Consider the following 22,804-nt stretch of genomic DNA (forward strand, 5'->3'; position numbering starts at 1 on the left):
CTCAGACGGTAGTCAGGCTTGCGCGTATGGCAAGGGCACGACCAGGCACGGACCGCCGCTGTAGAGGCCCGCGTCGATCGCCAGCACCTTGTCGTCGGCGTAGACGAGAGGCCCGTCGATCTGGTCCGGCGGGACCCCGAGCTGGTCGGCGATGACGCTGTGGCCGTGCACGATCGTGCTGCCGCCCAGCGTCGCGAGCAACTCGTCCGCGATTTCCGGCCCCTGCGGCCCCCGGAACGCGTACCGGGTCGTCATCTTGCGCCAGCACTCCCACCAGTCGACGAGGTCGTCGCCCTTGAGCACGTGCCGGACGGCCTCGTTGACCTCTTCGATCGAGGACCCCCATTCGAGGTAGGCCACCGTGTCGGAGTGCATCAGTAGGTGGTCGTCGCGCAGCTTCAGCACCGGCCGGTTGGTGAGCCACTCGACGTGCTCGTCGGTCAGCCGGTCCTGGTCGCTGCGCAGGCCGCCGTTGAGCAGCCAGCTGCGCGCGAACGACCGCGGCCCCATGCTGTCGGGCACCTGGTCGTCGCCGAACCGGTGCATGCCGAGCAGCAGCACCTCGTGGTTGCCGATCAACGAGCTGACCGAGCCACCGGCCTCCGCCGCCTCCTCGCCGAGGCGCATGACCAGGTCGATCACGCCCACCCCGTCGGGCCCGCGGTCCACGAAGTCGCCGAGGAACCACAGCTCGGCCTCGCCACCCGCCCAGTGACCGTCCTCGTCGCACAGCTCGGCGACGTGCAGGGCTCTGGTCAGTTCTGCGAGGTGCCCGTGCACGTCACCCACGACGTACATAGGGCGTCGATCCGTGTCCACCTCCGCGACGATAGGTGATGAACCCTCGCGCGTCAGTGGTCAGTCCAGTCGCCGAACGGGTCCTGAGAGTGACCGACGAGCTCCGCGATGGACTTCAGCACGCGCGTCGGCCGGTACGGATACATCTCTGCGCTCTCGGCCGAGAAGACGCCGGACAGCACGAGGATGGTCTGCAGGCCCGCTTCCAGGCCCGAACGCACGTCGGTGTCCATGCGGTCGCCGATCATCAGCGCGTTCTCGGAGTGCGAGCCCAGCGCGCGCAGAGCCGAGCGCATCATCAACGGGTTCGGCTTGCCGACGTAATAAGGCTCACGGCCGGTGGCGCGCTCGATCAACGCCGCCACGGCGCCGGTCGCGGGCAGCGAGCCCTCGCGCGACGGGCCGGTCGCGTCGGGGTTGGTCGCGATGAACTTCGCGCCCTCCTCGACCAGGCGGATGGCCTTGGTGATCGCGGTGAAGCTGTAGGTGCGGGTCTCGCCGAGCACCACGTAGTCCGGGTCGCGGTCGGTCAGCACGTAGCCGATCTCGTGCAGCGCGGTGGTGAGACCGGCCTCGCCGATGACGAACGCCGAGCCGTTCGGGCGCTGCGAGTCGAGGAACCTGGCCGTGGCCAGCGCGGACGTCCAGATGGACTTCTCCGGGATGTCCAGGCCGGTGCGCAGCAGACGCGCGCGCAGGTCCCGCGGCGTGTAGATGGAGTTGTTCGTGAGCACGAGGAACGGGGTCTCGGCGGCGCGAAGCTCCGCGACCAGCTCGTCCGCTCCCGGGATCAGGTGCTCCTCGTGCACGAGGACGCCGTCCATGTCCATCAAGTAGTGCCACATGGGTCTAAGTATCGATCACGCGGGCGCGGAACGTCGCGATCTGGAGCTGGAGATAACGTTCGATCACCTGGAGTTCATCGTCGCCGAAGTGGCCGAGCACCTCGATGAGGCTCTGCCGGGCCTCCTCGAACAGCTGCCCGAACTTCTCCACGTCGCCGACCGTGACCTCGACCAGCACCTTGCGGCGGTCGTTCGGATCCCGGACACGGCGGACGAAACCGGCGTGTTCGAGGCGGTCGATCACGCCCGTGACGGCGCCGGTCGAGAGCCCGGAGAGCTCGGCGAGGCGACCGGCCGTGATCGGCCCCTCGGCCCTCATCGCCAGGTCGATGCACTTCTCGTCGGTCGCGGACAGGCCCATCCGGGCGGCGACCTTCGTGTGGAACATGACGGTGAGCGCGCTCTGCTCCCGCATGTACCAGGTGAACCTCTCGAGCACTTCAGGTTCCATGTTGAACATCTTAGCCGCTAAGACAATTGGTTGTCAGAGTGCTCCAAACGGGCAGAGAGTGAGAAACCTCGTTTGTGGAGTCACCTACAGCAGGTTGTTCATTAAGCTAAATAGGGTGACAGCAGTGGAGTTGGGACTACCCATCGTGCGCGGCACCCCTGACGTGTCCGCACGTCCGGACTCGCCGCTCCTGGTCGACAGGTTCGGCCGGGTGGCGAAGGACCTCCGCGTCTCGCTGACCGACCGGTGCAACCTGCGCTGCACCTACTGCATGCCCGCCGAGGGCCTCGACTGGCTGCAGAAGGACGAACTGCTCACCGACGACGAACTGATCCGGCTCATGCGCATCGCGGTCGTCGACCTGGGCGTGACGGACATCAGGTTCACCGGCGGAGAGCCGTTGCTGCGGCGCGGCCTGGAGCAGGTCATCGCCGCGACGGCCGCGCTGGAGCCCCGTCCGCGCATGTCGATGACGTCGAACGGCATCGGCCTCAAGCGCAGGGCCCAGTCGCTCAAGGACGCCGGCCTGAACCGCATCAACGTCTCGCTCGACACCCTCGACCCCGACCGGTTCGCGACGCTGACCAGGCGCGACCGCATCACCGACGTGCTCGACGGCCTGGACGCCGCCCGCGAGGCCGGGCTGGAGCCGGTGAAGGTCAACTCCGTGCTGCTGCGCGGCATGAACGAGGACGAGGCCGTCCCGCTGCTGCGGTTCTGCGTCGAGAACGGCTACCAGCTGCGGTTCATCGAGCAGATGCCGCTGGACCCGCAGCACGGCTGGACGCGCACGAACATGGTCACGGCCGATGAGATCCTCACGATGCTCTCGTCCGCCTACACGCTGACGCCGGAGGAGACCCCGCGCGGCGGTGCTCCCGCCGAACGCTGGCTGGTCGACGGCGGCCCCGCGGTGGTCGGCGTGATCGCGTCGGTGACCAGGCCGTTCTGCGCCGCCTGCGACCGCACCCGGCTCACCTCGGACGGCCAGATCCGCAACTGCCTGTTCAGCCAGAGCGAGACCGACCTGCGCGCGCTGCTGCGCGACGGCTCCCCCGACACCGCGATCGCCGACGCCTGGCGTGCCACGATGTGGGCCAAGGCGGCCGGTCACGGCATCAACGACGCGGGCTTCTCGCAGCCCGACCGCCCCATGAGCGCCATCGGAGGATGACAGTGACGGCCGTGAAGATCCGCTATTTCGCGGGCGCCCGCGCCGCCGCCGGGGTCTCCGACGAGGACCTGCTGCTCGACGCCTCCGAGCCCACCGTGGCGCTCGTGGTCAGCACCATCGGCGAACGGCACGGCTCGAAGCTCGGCAAGGTCCTCGCCGCGTCGAGCTTCCTGCTGGACGGCGTCGCGGTCCGCGACACGTCTGTGCGCGTGCCGGCGGGGTCTCAGCTGGACGTGCTGCCGCCGTTCGCGGGCGGCTGAGCAGCCGAGAACGCCTCCGGGCACGTCATCGGGCAGCTTTCACCTCGGCCAGTTCGCGGTCCCAGAGATGGCAGTCGGTCTCCTCGGCGAGCGTCTGAGCCTCCAGCGCGGTCCGGTCCGCCGCGTCGTGGTCACCCAGTGAGCGCTGGATGGCCGCTGTGACGACGAGGACGCGCACAAGACGTATCCGCAGCTCGCCGCTCTCCGCCCGTTCCCTGGCCTGCAGGGCGAGCTTCAGACCTTCCCTCAGTTCCCCTGCCGCCTGGTGGTCGGCGGCCAGGCCTGCCAGGTTGTCCACCTCGCCGCGCAGGTAGCCGTTCTTGACGCTGATCGACAAGCCTTCTCCGTGCGACGCGAACGCCTGGTCGAGGTCGCCGAGTCCTCGGTACGCCTCACCGATGTTGTCGAGGAGGTCGGCCTCCTCGCGCTGCTGGTTCCCGTCCTGCACGATCCGCAACGCCCGGAGGTAGGCGTCGAGCGCCTCCTGCCACTGGCCGCGCACGAGCGCGGCCATCGCTCCGGCCGTGTTCGCGGCCGAGAGGTGGGCGAGCGCGGGCGGGAGGCCTGCCCGCACGGCGGTGGCTTCGGCGACGATCTGCGCGGAGCGGTCGAACTCGCCCATGGTCTCGAGGACCTCGGTCATCGCGTCCAGCGCGTAGACCCGCAGATGCGTGATGTCGAGCTCCACGGCGAGTTCGAGCGCGCGCTCGGCGTTGGCCAGCGAGGCCGACAACGGGCCCAGGTCGCGGTAGATGCCGCCGAGGTTGAACAGCACGACCGGGTTGCGCGGCTGGAGTTCGCGCGCCTGGGTGAGCACGTCGACGGCGTCGCGCAGCCGGCCGAGCTGCGAGTAGGCGATGCCGCTGTTGATCAGCAACGACACCAGCATCTTGTCGTCGGGGTGCCGCAGCAGCAGCTCGCGCGCCCGGCCGAACTCCACGACCGCGTCGGCGAGCCGGCTGACCGAGAAGTGGGCGAGACCGATGCTGCCGTGCATCACCGCCTGCGCCAGGACGTCGCCCGCCTCCCGCGCGGCCGCGAGACCCGCCCTGGCGGCCACGAACCAGTCGACCCGGTAGGACTGGAAGTAGAAGTAGGCGCGCAACGCGTCCGCGAGCAGCCACGCCACCGGTGCGGGACTCGCCTGCGGCACGGCGGCGACGATGTTGCCGCGCTCGGCGTCGAACCACGCGAGCGCGGCCTCCTGGGTGCCGAAGTCGTGCCTCGGCAAGCCGTCGGGCAGCTCGGGCAGCGGCATGCGGGCGAAGTCGGGGTTGGTCGTCCTGGCCGCCGCCTCGGCGTTGAGGAGGTAGTAGTCGAAGAGCCTCGTTCGCGCGCCCTGCTCCGCGGTGAAGCGCAACGCGTACATGCGGAGGAGGTCGTGCAGGCTGTACCTGTTGTCGTTGCGCTGCACGAGGTTCGCGTCCACGAGCTGCCGGAGCGGCTCGTCGGCCCGCTCGTCCCCGCCGAGCAGCGCGGTGGCCGCCTCGACGCTGAAGTCCTGGCCGGGGATGAGCCCCAGCAACCGGAACAACCGTTGCGCCAGCACGGGTTGCGCCTTGTAGGAGAGGTCGAACGTGGCGTTGACGGCCGCGTCGCCCTCGATCTCCAGCACGTCGAGCCGGTCGTCGCCGCGCAGATCGGCCAGGTAGTCGGAGAGGTGGCCCGCCGCCACGTTCGCGGCGGCGATGCGCAACGCCAGCGGCAGGTGCGCGCAGAGCCTGACCAGTTCCGCCCGGTCGTCCGGACTGCCGGAGATCCGCATCCTGGCAAGGAGTTCCTGGGCCTCGTCCTCCGCGAACACCGCCAGTGTGATCTGCGCGTGCTCGGACAGGTCGTTGCGGCTGGTGACGATCACCCGGCACTTCGGGCCGTGCGGCAGCAGCGGGCCGAGCAACTCGCGGGTGGCGTTGTCGATCACGACGAGCACCGCGCGGTCCGCCGTCATCTTGCGGAACAGCGCGGACTGCGCGTCGAGCTCGACGGGAACGTCCTCGGCGCCGAGCGCGCGCAGGAACCGGTGCAGCGCCTGGTTCGGGGTGAGCGCGGCCCCTTCCGCGAACGCGCGGAGGTTCACGTACAGCTGACCGTCCGGGAACCGCTCGCTCATCCGGTGCGCGACGTGGACCGCGAGCGAGGTCTTGCCGACCCCAGGCGGCCCGGTGATCGCGAGCACCGGCGCCGTGCCGGCCAGTGCCTGGGCGATCTTCTCGTCACGACCCACGAAGTCCGGCAGGTCGGCGGGCAGCTGGTGCGGCCCCGGCTTGCGCACGACCAGCCGGTAGCCGGAGGGTTCGGTGATCACCTGCTCGGTGGCGCGCAGCCGTCGCACGAGGTTGCGCAGAGCCTGCTTGGGGTTCGCGGGCCGGTGGTCACGCCAGACGGCGTCGATCAGCTCGTCGAACGGCACGGGCCGACCTGGTGCGGCAGCCAGGGCTTCGCGGAGCGCGTCGATCCTCATGCCTCAGATCTTGGCGAGCAGGACTCCGTCAGTCGATCGCGGTGCGCCTCCGGATCTTCCGCAGGCGCTTGATCCGCCGGTAGTACAGGTTCGACGGAGCCCGGAAGACCAGAACGGCACCCGCCACGAAGAAGACGGCGCCGATCACCACGTAGCTCGCGAGCTGGCTCCAGCCCTCGTCCGCGATGTTCACGACAGCGCCGGGCAGCCACAGGACGGTCTCGAAGGCCAGCAGGACCACCGAGGTGACGCGGGACCAGTTGAACCAGATCGCCAGCAGGGAGAACAGGAGAATCAGGGTGGACAGGCCCTCGCTGCCGCCCACCCGTTGGACGGCGGCGACCCGCGCCTCGACCAAGGCGAAGAACAACGATGCCAGCGGCAGCAGAACCAGGGCGATGATCAACACCGCGGGGCGCTTCGGGCGTTGCAGCGGCTCGGTCATGAGGTCAGCGTGGCGTCCCTTTCAGGGGACCGGTCCCCGCCTCCGATGGCCCAGTGCGCGTGAGCCACGCCTCACTTTCCGTAATAGTTTTCGCCCGATCTCAGAATGGAAACGGACCGATAACGACGCCTTTGACCTGCTAGTTTGTAGGCTCCGAACAACACCCCAAACCGTTACTGTGACGCGCGTCACAGCCGCAAACATTTGGTGAGGGCCCCACCGGTTACGTACGGTCGCTCCTCGGCTGGCCCCGAACCGGCCACGAGCACTACCGGAGCACCAGCACCGAGCCCAGTCCGAGGGTGTTCCGGAACAACCCCGAGCGAGAGAAACCGCCGGACTGGGACGCAGGAACGTACCGGGCTCCGAACCCGAGTTCCTGGCAGCAGGTGCGGTGGACCGAGAGGCACATGGCTTTCAACCGAGGCAAGCAGGGCAAGCAGAGTTCCGCCGCTCGCACTATCGCCAAGGTCGCGGCTGTCGGCATCATCGCCGGCGCCCCTCTGGGCCTGGCCGTTGGCACCGCCAACGCCGCCCCTGGAATGGACTGGGACGCACTCGCGCAGTGCGAGGCCAGTGGCAACTGGGCCGCCAACACCGGCAACGGCTTCTACGGGGGCCTGCAGTTCACGCAGGGCACCTGGAACGCCAACGGCGGCCAGGGCAACCCGGCCAACGCTTCCCGCGAGGAGCAGATCCGCGTGGCGGAGAACGTGCTCCGCACGCAGGGCTCGCAGGCGTGGCCCGCCTGCAGCGCCAAGCTCGGCGCCTACGTGGGCAAGAGCGCCCCGGCCCCGAAGCAGCAGGCGCAGCCGCAGCAGCGCAAGGCCCAGCCGCAGCAGCGCCAGTCCGCACCGGTGCAGCAGGCCCCGGTCGTGGCGCTCGCGGGTTCGAAGACGAACCCGGCCGGCAACTACGAGATCAAGGCGGGCGACACCCTGTCGAAGATCGCCGATGCCAACAAGGTCACCGGCGGTTACCAGGCCATCGTGGAGAAGAACAAGGACTTCCTCACGAACCCCGACCTGATCTTCCCGGGCCACAAGATCCTGATCTGAGTCTCCCCAGACCCAGACCGATCCACTCGGATCTGACAGGCCGCACGATCGCCAGTCCTCTTGACATGGGCTGACACAGGACCAGGGATCTCACCGTTACCCCCCGACGGTGAGGTCCCTGCCTGCGTCTCCGCACCACGACGCCGACGGGAGACGTGCGCCAGCGGGACCACCCTCGCAAGGTGACGGCTAGTACGGCAGGCAACCACCCCGCTGGAACGCGACGAGCCAACGCAACCCGCCCCGCACGGCCGAGCCCGCCAACGCAAAACGACCCGCGCGGTGCCACCAGGCGCGGCCCCCACAAAAGCAACCACGTACGAAGCCTGGCGTGGCGATGCGGAGCGAGCCGTCTGAACCTAGGCCGCCGGGTAAGCGGTGCACCCCGCTCATGGCGATTGGGGCTTTACCTTGAGTGGGCGGGATGCTCCCCTCATGGGCACGGCCGGGCGCTTTTCAGCCCGGCCTTTTCCGGCCGTCAAGCATCCCGCCAGAGGCTCAAGGTCAAGCCCCAATCGCAACCCCGCACTTCGTCACGACCCGCAGGACCACCCTCGCAAGGTGACCACTCGCGCGGAACGCGACCAACCCCGCTGAAACGCGACGACCCGCACGCAACGGAACCCGCACGGCCTCAGGGGCAGTTGACCCACTCGTCCTCGCCCCCGGGAAACACCTGCCGCTTCCACACCGGCAACCGAGCCTTGACCTCGTCCACCAGGTCAGCACAAAGGGAAAACGCTTCCCCCCGATGCTCCGCGGCCACCGCACAGGCCAGCGCCACATCCCCGATCTTCAACGGCCCGACCCGGTGCGAGACAGCAATCCCGTGCACCCCGGAGTACTTCTCAGCCAGGGAAGCCACAACTTCAGCCACCACATCCGAAGCAGACGGGTGCGAGTGGTACTCCAACTCCAGCACCGACCGTCCACCGTCGTGATCCCGCACGACACCGGAAAAGGTGACCACGGCACCGGCCCGATCAGACCCGACCAGAGCCGCGTGCTCCTCCACCGACAGCGGTTCCTCGGTCACAACGGCCCGCAGCACCACGCTCATTTGTGGTCACCTCCACGCAGCTGGTCGAGAGCATGCTCAACGACCGAGGACAACACGTCCAGCCCGTCCCGCACCCCACCGGTCGACCCGGGCAGGTTCACGATCAACGTCCGCCCGGCCACCCCGGCGACTCCGCGCGACAGCACGGATCCCGGCACGCGCGGCCAGCCGGACATGCGGATCACGTCGGCCAGCCCAGGCACCTCGTAGTCCAGCACTGCGCGTGTGGCCTCGGGAGTCCGGTCAGTCGGGTTGATCCCGGTCCCACCGGTGGTCAGAACAAGATCGGCCCCAGCGGAAACCGCATCGACCAGCGCCTCACGAACCGGCTCACCGTCCGGCACGACGACCGGCGCGGAAACCGAGAAGCCGCGCTCCGACAGCCACTCGACGATCAGGGGCCCGCTGCGATCGGCGTAGACCCCGGCGGCGGCACGGTTGGACGCCGTGATGACCACGGCCTTCACGGGCGCTCCCACAGACCGGACTTGCCGCCTTCCTTGCGCTCCACCCGAACCGCGTCCAACGACGCGGCGGGGTCGACCGACTTCACCATGTCGTGCAGCGTCAGGCCGGCCACGGACACCGCGGTCAGGGCCTCCATCTCGACGCCGGTGCGGTCGGTGGTGCGGACCGTGGCCGTGATCAGCACGGAGTCCGAGGCCAGGGCCAGGTCCACCACCACCGACGACAACGAGATCGGGTGGCACAGGGGCACGAGTTCCCAGGTGCGCTTCGCGGCCATGATGCCGGCGATCCTGGCCGTGGCCAGGGCGTCGCCCTTGGGCAGGCCGTCGGCGCCCAGCAACGCCACCACCTCGGCGGTCGTGTGCAGGATCCCGGTGGCCACGGCGGTCCGGGTGGTCTGCTCCTTGCCGGAGACGTCGACCATCCGGGCCGCGCCGTGGGAGTCCAGGTGGGTGAACTGCTTGGTCATACGGCGATCGTATGCCTGCCCACGACCCACAGCCTGTGCGTAAAGGCCTTAGGAAGTCGCAGCCTTGCGCACCGCTTCGGCCACGGCTGGAGCAACGGTGCTGTCGAAGACCGACGGGACGATGAACGACGCGTTCAGGCGCTCGCCCTCCACCACGTCCGCGATGGCCTGCGCGGCGGCCAGCAGCATCGCGTCGGTGATGGTGCGCGCGTGCGCGTCCAGCAGGCCGCGGAAGACGCCGGGGAACGCCAGCACGTTGTTGATCTGGTTCGGGAAGTCCGAGCGGCCGGTCGCGACGACGGCGGCGTGCTGCTGGGCCTCCATCGGGTCGATCTCCGGGTCCGGGTTGGCCAGCGCGAACACGATGGCGTCCTTGGCCATCGTGGCGACCTGGTCCGCGCCGAACAGGTTGGGGGCCGAGACGCCGATGAACACGTCGGAACCGACCAGCGCGTCGTGCAGGCGGCCGGACTCGTTGCCCTTGTTCGTGGTCGCGGCGATGGACTTCAGGTTCGAGTCCAGGCCGGGACGGTCGCGGTGCACGATGCCGTCGACGTCCACGGCGATGATGTCGCCGGGTGTCTGGGCCTGCAGCAGGCGGATGATCGCGGAACCGGCCGCGCCGACACCGCAGACCGTGATGCGGCAGTTCTTGATGTCCTTCTTCACGACGCGCAGGGCGTTGCGCAGAGCGGCGACGACGACGATGGCCGTGCCGTGCTGGTCGTCGTGGAACACCGGGATGTCGAGCTTCTCGCGCAGGCGGGCCTCGATCTCGAAGCAGCGCGGCGCGGAGATGTCCTCGAGGTTGATGCCGCCGTACACGGGAGCGATGAGCTCGACCGCGCGGATGATCTCCTCGGTGTCCTGGGTGTCCAGGCAGACCGGCCAGGCGTCGACGCCGGCGAACTTCTTGAACAGCGCGGCCTTGCCCTCCATAACGGGCAGGGCGGCGGCGGGGCCGAGGTTGCCGAGACCGAGCACGGCCGAACCGTCGGTGACGACGGCGACGGTGTTGCGCTTGATGGTCAGGCGGCGCGCGTCGTCCGGGTTCTTGGCGATGGCCTCACACACACGGGCGACACCTGGCGTGTACGCACGGGAGAGGTCGTCACGGTTGCGCAGCGGCACCTTGGACGCGATCTCGATCTTGCCGCCGAGGTGCACGAGGAACGTGCGGTCCGACACCTTGCGGACGACGATGCCGGGCAACGTCTCCAGCGTGTCGGTGATGTCCTTGGCGTGGTTCGCGGAAAGCGCGTTGCACGTGAGGTCGATGACGACGCGGTCGTTGTGCGACTCGACGACGTCGAACGCCGTGATCACACCGCCGGCGCGGCCGACGGCCGAGGTGAGGTCACCCGCGGCGCTCGCTGACGGCGGCGCCTCCAGACGAACGGTGATCGAGTAACCAGGGCCGGGGACCGGCATCGTCGTCCTCCCACGAAGTACAGCTCAAGCGGGAAGTGAGCCTATCCCCGGGCCCATTGCGGTACGCACGCGACTCGGCAGTCTTAAGACCGCCCTGACAGTCCGATGAGGACCGATCAGGATTTGTTGATCTCGGTCACCGGGTGCCGGTACGGGAGGTCGTCCGACGACAGCGGGAACGTCACCGTGCCGAACGGGGACAGCGCACCCTGCACGTCACTGGTCAGCTCGGTGACGGGGTGGCCGCCGTCCGGACCTTCCGGCCAGTGCGGGTCGACCCGTCCAGGGCGTCCTTTCGCCACGTTCTCCTCCTCGGTGGTGCCAGATGACGCGACAAGTGTGACAGAGGACGACGAGATCACCAGCGGCCCATATACCGTGGTGAGAATGTCCGGCACCACTCTCGCCGACTGGCTGCGCGCCCAGGACGACGCTGCTCTCGTCGCACTGCTGCGCGCCCGTCCTGACCTGGCAACGCCCCCACCTGCCGATATGTCCGTGCTCGCGACACGGGTCGGCACCAGGGCGTCGATCGCGCGCGCCTGCGAGGACCTCGACACGTTCACGCTGGCCGTGCTCGAAGCCCTGGTCGTGCAGGGTGCGGACGCCGAGCCCGTGGCGTTGCCCACACTCGGCGAGATCCTCGGGCCGGACGTGAAGCCCAGACCGCTCAAGCAGGCGGTCGGCAGGCTCAGGTCCCTCGCGCTCGCCTGGGGCGACGACGACGCGCTGTCGGTCCCTCCCGTCACGCGGGAGGCGTTCGGCTCCTACCCCGGCGGGCTGGGTCGCAGGACCGGCCAGACGTACGACCTCCAGGGCATCACCGAGGGCGAGCAGCGCGTCCTGCAGAAGCTCGCCGCCGGACCGCCCATCGGCGACACGAAGGACGCCTCCAGGGTCGTGCCGCTCGACAAGGCCGAGACGCCGGTGCAACGGCTGCTCGCGCGCGGCCTGTTGCTGCGCCGCGACCCCGGCACCGTCGAACTGCCGCGCGAGATCGCCCTCGAACTGCGGGGCGGTCGTCCTCTCGGCCCGATCCAGGTCACCGAGCCGAAGCCGAAGATCACGACGCTCCAGCAGACCAGTGTCGACGCCACCGGCGGCGGCGAGGCGCTGGAACTCGTCCGGCACGTCGAGAACCTGATCACGAGCTGGTCGGCGGAGCCCGCGCCGGTGCTGCGGACGGGCGGCCTGGGCGTTCGTGAACTGCGCAAGGTCGCCAAGGACCTCGACGTCGACGAACGCCGCGCGGCCCTGCTGATCGAGCTCGTCGTCGGCGCGGACATGGCCGCGAACACCGAGTCCGCCGAGCCGGAGTGGATGCCGACGACCAAGGCCGACGTCTGGCTCGCCGCGACCACCGAGGTCCGCTGGGCCACGATCGCGCACGCCTGGCTGGAGCTGCCGCGGCTGCCCGCGCTGGTCGGCCGCCGTGACGAGAAGGACAAGCTCTTCAACCCGCTCGCGGACGAGATCCGCCGCGCCCAGGCCCCGCGCGACCGCCGGTGGGTCCTGGAGGCGCTCGGCGCGTTCCCCAAGGGCACCTCGATCTCGAACCCCACCGAACTGGCCGCACTGCTCGCCTGGCGGGCACCGCGCCGGGGCGGGCGGCAGCGCGACGAACTGGTGCGCTGGACCGTCGAGGAGGGCACCGCGGTCGGTGTGCTCGCCCTCGGCTCGATCACCAGCGCGGGCCGCGTGCTGCTCGAGGAGGGTCCCAGCCACGCCGCCAAGGCCCTCGGCGACGCCCTGCCCGCGCCGCTGGACCACGTGCTGGTGCAGGCCGACCTCACCGTCGTCGCCCCCGGCCGCCTCGAACCCGAGCTCGCCGACGAGCTGGCGCTGGTCGCGAACGTCGAGTCCGCCGGCAGCGCCACGGTCTACCGGATCAGCGAGGCCACCGTGCGCCGCGCGCTCGACTCCGGCCGCACCGCCGACGAGCTGCACGAACTCTTCAAGACCCGCTCGCGCACGCCCGTCCCGCAGTCGCTGAGCTACCTGATCGACGACGCCGCGCGCCGCCACGGCAGGCTGCGCGGCGGGGCCGCGGGCTCGTTCCTGCGCTGCGACGACTCGGTGCTGATCAGCGAGGTCCTCGCGCACCCGGAGGCCGGGCGGCTGGAGCTGCGCCGGATCGCGCCGACCGTGCTGGTCAGCCCGTTGCCGCTGGCGGACGTGCTGGACGGGCTGCGCTCGGCCGGGTTCGCCCCGGCCGCGGAAGGCCCGGACGGCCAGGTCCTCGACCTGCGGCCGGGCGGCCGCCGGACCACGCCGAGGCAGCGCACCGCCCGCAAACCGCTGTCACCCGCCGTGCCCGCCGACGAGCGGTTGGGTGAACTCGTCCGGCTGGTCAGGGCCGGTGATCGCGCCGCCGCGACACCACGGGGTGAACGAATCGCCGTTCCCGGCCATCTCGGCGCCGGTCCGTCGGCGACCCTGTCGTTGCTCCAGCAGGCCGCACGGGCGCGCCGCAGGGTGCTCGTCGGGTTCGTCGACTCCCACGGCACGGCGGCACAGCGCGTGATCGAGCCGCACGTCGTCGGGGGTGGCGTGCTGGAGGGCTACGACCACAGCTACGGAGAGGTGCTGAGGTTCCCTCTTCATCGCGTCACGTCCGCCGCATTGGTGGACGAGGCCTGACGGTCGGTCATCCCCCGGTAGGAGAACCGGATCACCCTTGCGTGGCTGGTGCGCGACCTAGCGTCGGTTGACGTGGACGTTCCCGAGAACGTCCACATCGACCCGAGGAGGTCCTGCGCACATGGCCAGCTCCCGGTGGGCTTTGAGAGCCGCCGCCACCGTCACGACCCTGGCGTTCGCCCTGCCGTTCTCCACAGGCACCGCGAACGCCGACCCGATCCTCGTCCTGTTGCAGGACAACCACGTCAACGCGACGGTGGGGGTGAGCGGCAACGTCGACATGCTCGACGTCGCCGCCGGGGCCCACGTCGCGCTCGACACCGGTCCCGGCATCAGCGTGATGACCAACGGTGGCATTCAGGTCGCTCTTGGGCTCGCGGCCCAGGTCGACGCGGGCGTCAGCGCCGGCGTGGACGTCGGTGCCGCGCTGGAAACGGACCTCGACGTCGATCTCGACGCGGCGGTGGACGCGGACGTGGACGCCGCGGCGGTAGCAGACGCTGAAGTCGCTGCCGACGTGAGCGCCACGGACGATCGTGCGCCCGCTGTCGTCGAGACCGCCGTCGAACCCGCGGTGGCTCCCGCGGTCACCCCCGCCGTGGCCACCGAGACCGTCGTCGAGGACAAGGCGAACGCCATCCACGTCGGCGGGATCTGGGTGAACGTCGGACCCCACGCGGCAGCGGTGATCGACGCGCACGCCGGAGCAGGTGTGCACGTGGGTCCGGGCATCGCGGTGGACGCGGGCGTCGGAATCGGAGCCGATGTCGGCGTGGACACCAGCCTGGTGACCGTCGACGCGGGTGCCGCGGTCGGCGCTGACGCCAGCGTGGACCTCGGCAGCGGCGACGTCTCCGTGGACGCCTTCATCGGCGTCGGCCTGACCATCGGCTGACAGCGACCCACGGCGAAAGGACGACCGCTTGGACCCACCTCGGACGAACTGATCCAGACCGCAACGACGAGGCGAGCGCCGCACCCGAAGGTGGCGCTCGCCTCGTTCATGTTTGCAGTTGTCCCCAGCGGGAGGAGATCAGCCCGCGCGAACGGACATCCACTGGCGCATGGCGTGTTCGACCAGCGTGATGAGCGTCTGCTTCGTCGACTGCCTGTTGCGCGCGTCGCACGTCACGATCGGCACCGACTCGTCGATCGTCAGCGCTTCACGCACGTCCTCCAGCCTGTGGTGCAGTAGGCCGTCGAAGCAGTTGACGCCGACGACGTACGGCAGCTGCCGGTCGTCGAAGAAGTCGATCGAGGCGAACGCGTCGGCCAGGCGGCGGGTGTCGACCAGCACGATGGCGCCGATGGCACCGCGTACGAGGTCGTCCCACATGAACCAGAACCGGTGCTGACCCGGTGTACCGAAGAGGTACAGGATCAGGTCGCTGTCGAGCGACACGCGGCCGAAGTCCATCGCGACGGTCGTGGTGACCTTGTTGGGCGTGGCGGAGAGGTCGTCCACCCCCGCGCTGGCCTCGGTCATCACCGCCTCGGTGGTCAACGGGACGATCTCGGACACCGAGCCGACGAACGTCGTTTTGCCCACACCGAAGCCACCCGCCACCACGATCTTGGCAGACGTCGTCGGCTTCCGTGCGCCCTCGGCGCCCTGGGGACTAGAGCTTGCGAAGCCCACTGAGCACCCTCTCCAGGAATTCCATGGAAGGCCGGTCCCCCACGACCAGACCGCCCTGGTGAATCAAAACCAAACCCATGCTTGCCATGTCGCCGATCAGCACCCGCACGACGCCAAGAGGCAAGCGTAGGAGTGCCGCGACCTCGGCCACCGACCGCGTGTCCACACACAACCCGCAGATCGACCTGTGCTCGGGAAGAACTGCGGCATCCCGTTCGAGGCCCTTTTCGCTGGTCGAAATCAGCGCCTCGATAGCCAGGTCGTAATCAGGTCGTGTGCGTCCACCGGTGCGTGTGTAAGGCCGCACCAGTGAACCCGAGTCCGCCGAAGCATTGTCCTCCGGGCGCAGTTGAGGCTGCGCACCGGTGCTGTACGCCGGTTGCCCGCCGGTGCTGTACACCGGATGCGAACCGGTGGTGTACGGCAGTTGCTCCGGTACGGCATCCGGCATCTCGTGCTGGCCGAAGAGGTCCGCCCCTGGGCCACCGAACAGCCCGGAGCCGTACCCGTCTATGTCGAATCGGTTCGGCACGTCGTCGTACGGATACGACGACGAGTCGTCCACCTCACGCTGGGACATATCGCCTAGCCCTTGCCCTGTAACCCGCTCATCGTGGGGTGCGTCCTCGGCTTCCTCTTGTTCCTGGGGTATCGCGTCAGGCTCTTCGAACTGGAACCCACCAGAAGCCCACTCCTGGTAGTTGAAGTTCCTACCGAAGCCCCGGCCTCTAGCGCCAGATCTACCAGCCATTGGTTCTCACCCCTGAACTTCAGATGAGGTCTAGCGACGGACCACGCCCTGAAGCTGCGCGCGCAGCTCAGGGGTGAGTTGTTGACCGACTCTCTCCACCAACAGCGTCATCTCGTAGGCCACGAGGCCGATGTCGCAGTTGGGTGCCGCCAGGACGGCGAGGCAAGAACCGTCACTGATCGACATGAGGAACAGGTAACCCCGCTCCATCTCGACGACCGTCTGGTTCACCCCGCCTGCCTCGAAGCAGCGGGCAGCACCCTGGGTGAGGCTGACCAGTCCGGACGCGACCGCGGAGAGCTGCTCTGCACGGTCCCGGGGCAAGCCCTGGGACCCCGCGAGCAACAGCCCGTCCGCGGACACCACAACGGAATGTGCCACGCCGGGCACCCTCCGCACGAAGTCGGTGATAAGCCAACCAAAGCTGCCTGGCTGCGCTGCGGTCGTCACTCCTGCTCCTCGTTCTGCCGGCTCGATTGGTCACCAGCGTATGCCTCGATCAATGCGTGCCGGCCTCGCTTGACACCACTCTGCAGGCTCGACATCCGTCCGCGCACCGCGTCAGCGGTACGGGGCGGCAGCGGACGCTGCGCTGTCGACGACAGGGACTGCGGCTTGGGTGCAGCAGATCCTGGCACGAGCTGAGCCTTGGGTGTCCGTTTCGGCAGTCCTGCCGTGGTCTTCGTCTCCGGCGTCTTGTTCAACAACGCCTGAGCCGCGTGCCATCCCTCATCGGCCGGCGATTGCCAGGCCGACTCGGAAGTAGCTGCCGCCGCTGGAGTCTCCTCCACAACGGGCTCGGGTTCCACAACTCGCTCCTGCTCGGCGGGTGCGGGTACTTCCTCGGCCACCGGCTGGACCTTCGAGCGCGGCGTGCGCACCGGAAGACCAGCGGCCGACGTGGTGGTGGGTGCCACCGCCGGTACAGGCTTGCGGGATCGGGTCGGCAGCTCCGGTTCGGGCCCGTCCGAGAGCGGCGGGACCGTCGGCGGCTCGTCGATGTACTCGACCGACCCCTTGTCGGTCCCGCCGAGCCTCGACTCGACGTGGCCGTTGGTGTCCGCCGGTGCGTCGCCCTCAGCGGTCGCACGGACCGGCTGGGCCGCCGAAGCGGACGTCTCGCTGCCCACGGCCTGGAACCACTGCGACAGGACCGCCTCGTAGATCGGCAGGCGTTCCGTCGGGGCGTCCAGGTCGTGCTCGATCTGCTTGCGCGAGGCTCCCGAGGTCCCGTTGCGGTGTGCCATCCCCAGATCGAGGAGGCCCTCGCCGGACGAGTCGCGCGAAACGCCGTTGGACGGCGAACGCTCGTCGTCGATCGGCGAGATCGGCACGAACTGCGTGGTCTCGTAGCCGGGCTCGAAGGAGATCTCGCCGGCTTCCTCGTTGCGGTCCTCGTAGGCCGTGAAGAGCGTGGGCTCGCCGAACGAACCCTCCGGCTCCACCGCGGCCAGCTGGTCACGACGCCACCGCTCGGACGGCGTCACGTCCTCGATCGGCGGGTCGCTGTAGACGGGGACCGCCGTCGCGCCGGCACCGGTGTCGGTGAGAGCGCTCGGGACGAAGCTGACCGGCATGCTCGGCAGGCTCGGGCTCGACTCGTCGATCCGCGGCGTGACACCGGTCGCACCGCCGAAGGCGCCGGCGATGCCGCTGGCCCTGTTCGCGGTGGTGCCGATCTCCGTCGTGTGCTCGGCGGGAGTCGGGGCCGGCGCGAGCGCGGGCTGCGACATGCCGAACGCGGAGGCCAGCGAACCGGAACCGGTCGGCGGGGTCGAGACCGGTGTCTGACCGGGGAACGCGATGAGCGTCTCCGGCACGATCACCAGCGCCGTGGTGCCACCCTCGATGTCCTCGTTGCCGCGCAGGCGGACCTTGATGTCGTGGCGCTTGGCGAGCCGCGCGACCACGTACAGGCCCATTCGGCGGGAGACGGCGACGTCGACGTCCGGCGGGTCTGCCAGCCGGTCGTTGGCGTCGATGATCTCCTGGTCGCCCATGCCCACGCCGCGGTCCTGGATCTCGATCGCCAGCTCGCCCTTGCGGGTCTTGGCCGTGCGAACGGTGACCTTGGTGACCGGGTCGGAGAACGCCGTGGCGTTGTCCAGCAGCTCGGCGATGAGGTGCACGAGGTCGTTGACCGCGCGGCCCTGGACCGTGAGGTCCGGGGTCTGGCCGACCTGCACGCGGGCGTACTGCTCGACCTCGGAGACCGCGGCGCCGAGAACCTCGGCGGCCGGGACGGGCCGGGTCAGGCGCCGCGAGAGGTCCGTACCCGAGAGGACCAGCAGGTTCTCCGAGTTGCGGCGCATGCGGGTCGCGAGATGGTCGAGCTCGAACAGCGAGGCCAGCTGGTCCGGGTCCTGCTCGTCCTGCTCCAGCCGGTCGATCAGGTTCAGCTGGCGTTCCACCAGGGCCTGCGACCTGCGGGACAGGTTGACGAACATCGCGTTGACGTTGTCACGCAGGAGGGCCTGCTGGGCGGCCAGTCGCACCGCTTCACCGTGCACCGCGTCGAACGCGCGCGCCACTTGGCCGATCTCTTCCCGCGTGTGCACCGGCACCGGTTCGACGGCGCTCTTCGCGGCGTCCTCCGGGTTCGGGTCCGCGAGGATCCGCTCGACCGCGTCCGGAAGACCGTGGTCGGCGACGTCGAGGGCCGTGCGGCGCAGCGTGCGCAGCGGGTTGAGGATCGAGCGGGCGACGAACAGCGCCATCAGCAACGCGAGCGCGAGGATCGCGAGCACGATGCCGGACTCGACGTACGCCCTGGTGCGGGTGTCGCCGGCCAGCTCGTCGGTCTTGTTCTGCAGCTGCTCGACCAGCAGGTTCTCGACGTCACGCGTCAGGTTGACCGTCAGCGTGGCGGCGATGTCCCACTTCTCGGGCGTGACCTGCGTGAAGTCCTTCGCGCCGCTCTGCTGGTTGATCGCCGATTCCTGCATGTCGTTCGCGTTGTCGACGATCAGGCCGGTGACGGTGTCGTCGTAGATCTTGGCCTGGTCGGGCGTCGCGGACTTGCGGAAGTCGTTGCGGGCCGCTTCGAGCTCGGCGTCCGCTGCCTGCAGCGATCGCAGCTGGGACGGCGTGAACGCCTTGCGCTGGAAGACGTCCAGGAGGATCGCTCGCTTGAGCGACTCCTGCTCCTTGATGCGCGCGATGGCGTTCGTGGTCAGGTGCAGTCGCACCAGTTCCGGGTCGTTGATCTCGGAGATCGTCTGCTCACCGAGGGCGAGGAGCGTCTCGATCGACTCCGAGTAGGTGCGCTGGACGGCCTCGGCGGGGTACTGCGTGTCCCGCACCGAGTTGCGGAGGCTGTTCAGGCGGTCGAGCTGCTTGGACGCGACCTCGAAGCGCTCGACTGCCGCCGAGTTCAGGTCGGAGCTGAGCTCGGCGATCCGGTTGCTGAACGCCTCGCTGGTGTCGTTCACGCGGCGCAGCTGGCGCTCCAGGACGACCCTGTCGACCTTCTTGTTCGACGCGACGTAGCTGACCGACAGGTCGCGTTCGCGCTGCAGCTGCTGCACCAGGTCCGCGACCGCGGTCTCGAGGCGGATCTGGTTCGCGAGGTTGTTGAACTCCGTCGCGGCCTGGAGGTCGCTGCGCACACGCAGACCACCCAGGGCGAGGGCACAGACGGTCGGGATGAGCAGCACGGCGAGCAGCTTCGTGCGCAGCCGCCAGTTGCGCAGGCGCCACCCCGCGGATCGGTTAGATCCTGAACCGGGTGCGGCACCGACTTCGTGCGTCACCGAGTTCGGTGTCACGTTCATCGGTCCGTTACCCAGCGCAGCCAGTCCGTCACCCGATTCGGGCCTTTCGGAGCGTGTGGTGTCACCCACGCCAAACTGGCTGGGACCTCTCTCACGTCGGGCCACTCTGGGCTTCCTCTTCCAGCAGCAGTGTCCCGGTCTCTCCCCAGGACCGAGCATGGACTCGTCAAACGGGCCGAATTGCAGCACAGAGGTTGTTCGCCCGGTGAGGCGCCCTACCCCGTCTGAAGACACGTGGGTCTACTACGACCAGTGCCACCCGAGCCGGAAGGGTAATGGTCACCCCCTACTCGGGGGAAGTCTCCAGAAGCACTCACCGTATCGAGATGGGGTGTCGTTTCATACGTTCAGGTGGTTAACATCCCCGGATGTCGGCACACCTCGCCTCCGTCCGAACGCCCAGTTGGGGCTGCGGAGTACCAGGTCTGTAACGACACTCACTGATCAAATCGATGCTACTCAAGACCTACCGGCAAGAGGTGCCATGGCTACCCGAGCCAAAGCTCTGCGGCTTGCCGCAGTGCTCATCACGTGTGCTCTGACCGCGAGCTGCGGCCTGTTCGGAAGTTCGTCGAACAGCGGCAACGCGGACGTCGAGCGCAACGTCATCCGCATCGGCGTGCTGCCGGTCGTCGACGTCGCCCCGCTGCGGATCGCGCTGACCGAAAAGCTCTTCGAGAAGGCCGGTCTGCAGGTCAACCTGGTCCCCCAGCCCAGCGAGGCAGAGGCCATCAAGCAGCTGGACACCACGCTCGACCTCACGTGGGCGACGCACGTCAGCCTCTTCCGCGCGGTCGCAGAGGGCACCGAACTGCAGTTGCAGGGTGAGGCCTACCAGGCCGGTCCGAACTCGATGGCGCTCGTCACGTCCGCGACGTCGGACTACGACGATCCCGGCAAGAAGGCCGCTCCGACCATCGCGGTGAACAGCGAGACCGACATCGGCGCGCTGACCACGCGTGCCGTGCTGGACACCGCCGCGGTCGAGAAGCAGAAGATCAAGTTCAAGCCGATGGCGTTCGCGGACATGGAGGCGGCGCTCACGGCCGGACAGGTCGACGCGGCGTTCATGATCGAGCCCTTCATCACGAAGGCGCAGCGCAAGATCGGTGCGAAGATCCTCACCGACACCGCCCGCGGCCCGACACTGGACTTCCCGATGTCCGGGTACGCGTCGTCGAAGAAGTTCGCCGAGGCGAACCCGAAGACGATGAAGGCGTTCCGGGACGTGCTGCGCGAGGCGCAGCAGCGCGCGCAGGCCAACAAGCTCGGCGTGCAGGACTCGCTGACCAGCTACGCCGACGTCGACCAGCCGACCGCGGCACTCGTGTCCGTGGGCACGTTCCCGCTGTCGCTGAACCCGATCCGGCTCCAGCGCGTCGCCGACATGATGGACACCGAGGACGTGCTGTCCGGGCGTCTGGACGTGCAGCAGCTACTTCCGCCAGGCACGACGAACTAGTTGCTTTCGAGCATGAGAATTGGCGGGCCGATCATCGGCCCGCCATTTCTCGTCCGGTCACTGTCCGCCGAGCGCGGTCACGCAGTACGTGATGCCCGGTGAAGGTTCGGTGTACGAGATCGCCGTGGCCTCACCGCAGTCCGCGGTGGCCGCCTTGACGACCTTCTCGATCTTCAGGACCTTCTGGACGGCGAACTGGTTGTCGCCCTTCGAGCAATCGACGACCTTCATGCCCTCCATGTTCATCTTGACGAGCTCTTCCTCGTAGCACTTGCCCTCTTCGAGCTTCTCCACGAGGCAGAGCTTCAGCGACGAGCTGCGCCGGCCGGACTCGGTGTACTCGGCGTAGTCGTCGCTCGGGCACGCCTCGCTCGTCGACTTCATGGCCTTGGCGATGAAGTAGTTCGCCTCCGCCGAGCCGCAGTCGACCTTCTTGTACTTCGGGCTGAAGGTCGTGCCGGTGACGTTCGCGCAGTCGCCCGCCTTGGCCGACGGCTCGCTGATGGCGCTCAGACCGCCGCCGATCAGGACCTTCACCAGGATGCCGACGCCCACGAGCACGACGATGGTGACGATCGAACCGATGACCTTGCCTGCGCCGCTCTTCTTGGGCGGCGGGCCGTAGGGCATCGGCTGGCCCAGGGGCTGGCCGGGAGGCGGGCCGTACGGGTTCTGCTGCTGCTGGGCGTACGGGTCGCCGGGCTGGCCCTGGTAGGGCTGCTGGGCGTACGGGTCACCGGGCTGACCCGGCTGTCCTGGCTGGCCGGGGTAGCCCTGGCCGGGCGGAGGACCGTACGGGTTCGGCTGTCCTGGCTGCTGGCCGTACGGCTGCTGCGGCTGCCCACCGGGAGGCGGCCCGTAGGGCCCTGGCTGCTGGGGGTAGTTGGGGTCGGTCACTGGATTCCTCTCGGATGGGTCACGCGAAAGACAGCGAAACCGGAGCCGTGGGACACGACTCCGGTTTCACGAGTGCAACGCTGTTACGCGGGTGCACCGACGCAGTAGTTCAGCTTGACCTCGGGGTACGGCAGCGCCTGTTCCCCTTCAGCGCACTGCGGCGCGGCGGCTTCCTTGACGACCTTGGTCACCTTCATGGCGCCGGCGCCGGAGCACTCGACGGCCTTGAGGCCGATGCCGCCGGCGTTCTCGCCGTAGCACTTGCCCTCGGCGAGAAGCGGCGCGAGGCACAGCTTCGTCTTCGGGCCGCGGCGCTGCGTCTGCGTGTACTCGTCGTAGCCGTCTCCGCACACATCGCTCGTGCCACCGGCCTTGGCGACCGTGTAGTTCGCCTCGGCGACACCGCAGTCGACCTGCTTGTACTCGGGACTGGTCGACGTGCCGGTGATGGCGGCGCAGTCACCGACCTTGGCCTGGGCGACGTCGCTGCTGAAGTAGTTGAACGCGTAGAACGCGCCACCGACGACGATCAGACCGACGATGTAGGTCAGGATCCGCTTGCCGATGCTCGACTTCTTCGGCGCGGGCTCCTGCGTGGGCTCCGGCGCGGGCGCGGGCGAAGCGGATTCAGTCGTGCTCATGCGGGTTCTCTCATTTCCGAATTACCCCAGACGGCCCATGCCCCCCGACACAGCCGGAGCAGAGAGTGCCACGCAGCGCCG

The 22,804-nt window shown here is 68.8% G+C and carries 22 protein-coding genes; 6 read left to right on the forward strand and 16 right to left on the reverse strand.

Going from position 1 to position 22,804, the window contains the following annotated elements; genetic code table 11:
• Window positions 1-12: 12 nt before the first annotated feature.
• Genes OG205_RS29685 through OG205_RS29695 form a run of 3 tightly spaced genes read right to left on the reverse strand, consistent with a single transcriptional unit; the run spans window position 13 to window position 2,094 of the window.
• Entirely contained in the window at window positions 13-798 is a 786-nt protein-coding gene (locus OG205_RS29685) for a metallophosphoesterase family protein (protein ID WP_330278255.1), read from the reverse strand.
• Between the two features lie 53 nt (window positions 799-851).
• Window positions 852-1,643: an HAD-IIA family hydrolase gene (locus tag OG205_RS29690; RefSeq protein ID WP_330271293.1), complete on the reverse strand. Its 792-nt coding sequence runs from the start codon at window positions 1,641-1,643 to the stop codon at window positions 852-854.
• A 4-nt stretch (window positions 1,644-1,647) separates the two neighbouring features.
• The gene (locus OG205_RS29695; RefSeq protein WP_330271294.1) at window positions 1,648-2,094 is read right to left on the reverse strand and encodes a MarR family winged helix-turn-helix transcriptional regulator; all 447 of its coding nucleotides are present in this window, start codon (window positions 2,092-2,094) and stop codon (window positions 1,648-1,650) included.
• Window positions 2,095-2,209: 115 nt separating this feature from the next.
• On the opposite strand from OG205_RS29695, the gene moaA reads away from it, so the two are divergent.
• Together moaA and OG205_RS29705 are read left to right on the forward strand one after the other, a co-directional pair.
• Window positions 2,210-3,268, forward strand: coding sequence for a GTP 3',8-cyclase MoaA (gene moaA, locus OG205_RS29700; protein ID WP_330271295.1), 1,059 nt, complete (start codon window positions 2,210-2,212; stop codon window positions 3,266-3,268).
• Between the two features lie 11 nt (window positions 3,269-3,279).
• Window positions 3,280-3,528 carry a MoaD/ThiS family protein gene (locus OG205_RS29705; RefSeq protein WP_330271296.1) on the forward strand — a complete coding sequence of 83 codons (249 nt, stop codon included), beginning with the start codon at window positions 3,280-3,282 and terminating at the stop codon, window positions 3,526-3,528.
• A 25-nt stretch (window positions 3,529-3,553) separates the two neighbouring features.
• On the opposite strand, the gene OG205_RS29710 is transcribed toward OG205_RS29705, so the two are convergent.
• Window positions 3,554-5,989: an ATP-binding protein gene (locus OG205_RS29710; protein WP_330271297.1), complete on the reverse strand. Its 2,436-nt coding sequence runs from the start codon at window positions 5,987-5,989 to the stop codon at window positions 3,554-3,556.
• Window positions 5,990-6,017: 28 nt separating this feature from the next.
• Window positions 6,018-6,434 carry a hypothetical protein gene (locus OG205_RS29715; RefSeq protein WP_330271298.1) on the reverse strand — a complete coding sequence of 139 codons (417 nt, stop codon included), beginning with the start codon at window positions 6,432-6,434 and terminating at the stop codon, window positions 6,018-6,020.
• 410 nt (window positions 6,435-6,844) lie between these two features.
• Between OG205_RS29715 and OG205_RS29720 the strand changes: the two genes are divergently transcribed.
• Window positions 6,845-7,492, forward strand: a complete 648-nt coding sequence (locus OG205_RS29720; RefSeq protein WP_330271299.1) for a transglycosylase family protein — start codon at window positions 6,845-6,847, stop codon at window positions 7,490-7,492.
• Between the two features lie 634 nt (window positions 7,493-8,126).
• Here OG205_RS29720 and OG205_RS29725 read toward each other — a convergent pair.
• From OG205_RS29725 to OG205_RS29745, 5 genes are all read right to left on the reverse strand, one after another.
• Window positions 8,127-8,552, reverse strand: coding sequence for a molybdenum cofactor biosynthesis protein MoaE (locus OG205_RS29725; RefSeq protein WP_330271300.1), 426 nt, complete (start codon window positions 8,550-8,552; stop codon window positions 8,127-8,129).
• Window positions 8,549-9,019, reverse strand: coding sequence for a MogA/MoaB family molybdenum cofactor biosynthesis protein (locus OG205_RS29730; protein WP_330271301.1), 471 nt, complete (start codon window positions 9,017-9,019; stop codon window positions 8,549-8,551). Before OG205_RS29730 ends, OG205_RS29725 begins: the two co-directional genes overlap by 4 nt.
• The gene (gene moaC / locus OG205_RS29735; protein WP_319975818.1) at window positions 9,016-9,489 is read right to left on the reverse strand and encodes a cyclic pyranopterin monophosphate synthase MoaC; all 474 of its coding nucleotides are present in this window, start codon (window positions 9,487-9,489) and stop codon (window positions 9,016-9,018) included. The genes OG205_RS29730 and moaC overlap by 4 nt, the downstream gene beginning before the upstream one ends.
• 48 nt (window positions 9,490-9,537) lie before the next feature.
• Window positions 9,538-10,920 (reverse strand): NAD-dependent malic enzyme, encoded by a 1,383-nt coding sequence (locus tag OG205_RS29740; protein WP_330271302.1) that lies wholly within the window; start codon window positions 10,918-10,920, stop codon window positions 9,538-9,540.
• Between the two features lie 116 nt (window positions 10,921-11,036).
• The gene (locus tag OG205_RS29745; protein WP_330271303.1) at window positions 11,037-11,222 is read right to left on the reverse strand and encodes a hypothetical protein; all 186 of its coding nucleotides are present in this window, start codon (window positions 11,220-11,222) and stop codon (window positions 11,037-11,039) included.
• A gap of 85 nt (window positions 11,223-11,307) precedes the next feature.
• Here OG205_RS29745 and OG205_RS29750 point away from each other — a divergent pair, with 85 nt between their 5' ends.
• On the forward strand, window positions 11,308-13,560 hold the full coding sequence (locus OG205_RS29750) for a helicase-associated domain-containing protein (RefSeq protein ID WP_330271304.1): 2,253 nt from the start codon (window positions 11,308-11,310) through the stop codon (window positions 13,558-13,560).
• Between the two features lie 121 nt (window positions 13,561-13,681).
• Entirely contained in the window at window positions 13,682-14,455 is a 774-nt protein-coding gene (locus OG205_RS29755) for a hypothetical protein (protein WP_330271305.1), read from the forward strand.
• Between the two features lie 138 nt (window positions 14,456-14,593).
• Here the strand turns inward: OG205_RS29755 and OG205_RS29760 are convergent, their stop codons facing one another.
• From OG205_RS29760 to OG205_RS29775, 4 genes are all read right to left on the reverse strand, one after another.
• A complete protein-coding gene (locus tag OG205_RS29760; RefSeq protein WP_093605474.1) occupies window positions 14,594-15,199 on the reverse strand; it encodes a GTP-binding protein in 606 nt (201 codons plus the stop codon).
• Window positions 15,180-15,764 carry a DUF742 domain-containing protein gene (locus OG205_RS29765; protein ID WP_330271306.1) on the reverse strand — a complete coding sequence of 195 codons (585 nt, stop codon included), beginning with the start codon at window positions 15,762-15,764 and terminating at the stop codon, window positions 15,180-15,182. The genes OG205_RS29760 and OG205_RS29765 overlap by 20 nt, the downstream gene beginning before the upstream one ends.
• Before the next feature lie 216 nt (window positions 15,765-15,980).
• Window positions 15,981-16,400, reverse strand: coding sequence for a roadblock/LC7 domain-containing protein (locus OG205_RS29770; RefSeq protein ID WP_030470879.1), 420 nt, complete (start codon window positions 16,398-16,400; stop codon window positions 15,981-15,983).
• Window positions 16,397-19,723 carry a sensor histidine kinase gene (locus tag OG205_RS29775; protein WP_330271307.1) on the reverse strand — a complete coding sequence of 1,109 codons (3,327 nt, stop codon included), beginning with the start codon at window positions 19,721-19,723 and terminating at the stop codon, window positions 16,397-16,399. Before OG205_RS29775 ends, OG205_RS29770 begins: the two co-directional genes overlap by 4 nt.
• 484 nt (window positions 19,724-20,207) lie before the next feature.
• Between OG205_RS29775 and OG205_RS29780 the strand changes: the two genes are divergently transcribed.
• A complete protein-coding gene (locus OG205_RS29780; RefSeq protein WP_330271308.1) occupies window positions 20,208-21,185 on the forward strand; it encodes an ABC transporter substrate-binding protein in 978 nt (325 codons plus the stop codon).
• Window positions 21,186-21,242: 57 nt separating this feature from the next.
• Here the strand turns inward: OG205_RS29780 and OG205_RS29785 are convergent, their stop codons facing one another.
• Together OG205_RS29785 and OG205_RS29790 are read right to left on the reverse strand one after the other, a co-directional pair.
• Entirely contained in the window at window positions 21,243-22,082 is an 840-nt protein-coding gene (locus tag OG205_RS29785; protein WP_330271309.1) for an LppU/SCO3897 family protein, read from the reverse strand.
• Between the two features lie 83 nt (window positions 22,083-22,165).
• Entirely contained in the window at window positions 22,166-22,723 is a 558-nt protein-coding gene (locus OG205_RS29790; RefSeq protein ID WP_330271310.1) for an LppU/SCO3897 family protein, read from the reverse strand.
• Window positions 22,724-22,804: the final 81 nt, after the last annotated feature.

Origin of the sequence: Lentzea sp. NBC_00516 (assembly GCF_036346835.1) — a bacterium.
In the GTDB taxonomy this organism is placed as follows: Bacteria; Actinomycetota; Actinomycetes; order Mycobacteriales; family Pseudonocardiaceae; genus Lentzea; species Lentzea sokolovensis.

What these genes read in the sequence shown, in the direction of transcription:
- OG205_RS29685 (WP_330278255.1), bottom strand. Translation starts at nt 798, where the DNA reads ATGTACGTCGTGGGTGACGTGCACGGGCACCTCGCAGAACTGACCAGA.
- OG205_RS29690 (WP_330271293.1), bottom strand. Translation starts at nt 1,643, where the DNA reads ATGTGGCACTACTTGATGGACATGGACGGCGTCCTCGTGCACGAGGAG.
- OG205_RS29695 (WP_330271294.1), bottom strand. Translation starts at nt 2,094, where the DNA reads ATGGAACCTGAAGTGCTCGAGAGGTTCACCTGGTACATGCGGGAGCAG.
- OG205_RS29710 (WP_330271297.1), bottom strand. Translation starts at nt 5,989, where the DNA reads ATGAGGATCGACGCGCTCCGCGAAGCCCTGGCTGCCGCACCAGGTCGG.
- OG205_RS29715 (WP_330271298.1), bottom strand. Translation starts at nt 6,434, where the DNA reads ATGACCGAGCCGCTGCAACGCCCGAAGCGCCCCGCGGTGTTGATCATC.
- OG205_RS29720 (WP_330271299.1), top strand. Translation starts at nt 6,845, where the DNA reads ATGGCTTTCAACCGAGGCAAGCAGGGCAAGCAGAGTTCCGCCGCTCGC.
- OG205_RS29725 (WP_330271300.1), bottom strand. Translation starts at nt 8,552, where the DNA reads ATGAGCGTGGTGCTGCGGGCCGTTGTGACCGAGGAACCGCTGTCGGTG.
- moaC (WP_319975818.1), bottom strand. Translation starts at nt 9,489, where the DNA reads ATGACCAAGCAGTTCACCCACCTGGACTCCCACGGCGCGGCCCGGATG.
- OG205_RS29740 (WP_330271302.1), bottom strand. Translation starts at nt 10,920, where the DNA reads ATGCCGGTCCCCGGCCCTGGTTACTCGATCACCGTTCGTCTGGAGGCG.
- OG205_RS29750 (WP_330271304.1), top strand. Translation starts at nt 11,308, where the DNA reads ATGTCCGGCACCACTCTCGCCGACTGGCTGCGCGCCCAGGACGACGCT.
- OG205_RS29755 (WP_330271305.1), top strand. Translation starts at nt 13,682, where the DNA reads ATGGCCAGCTCCCGGTGGGCTTTGAGAGCCGCCGCCACCGTCACGACC.
- OG205_RS29775 (WP_330271307.1), bottom strand. Translation starts at nt 19,723, where the DNA reads ATGAACGTGACACCGAACTCGGTGACGCACGAAGTCGGTGCCGCACCC.
- OG205_RS29780 (WP_330271308.1), top strand. Translation starts at nt 20,208, where the DNA reads ATGGCTACCCGAGCCAAAGCTCTGCGGCTTGCCGCAGTGCTCATCACG.
- OG205_RS29790 (WP_330271310.1), bottom strand. Translation starts at nt 22,723, where the DNA reads ATGAGCACGACTGAATCCGCTTCGCCCGCGCCCGCGCCGGAGCCCACG.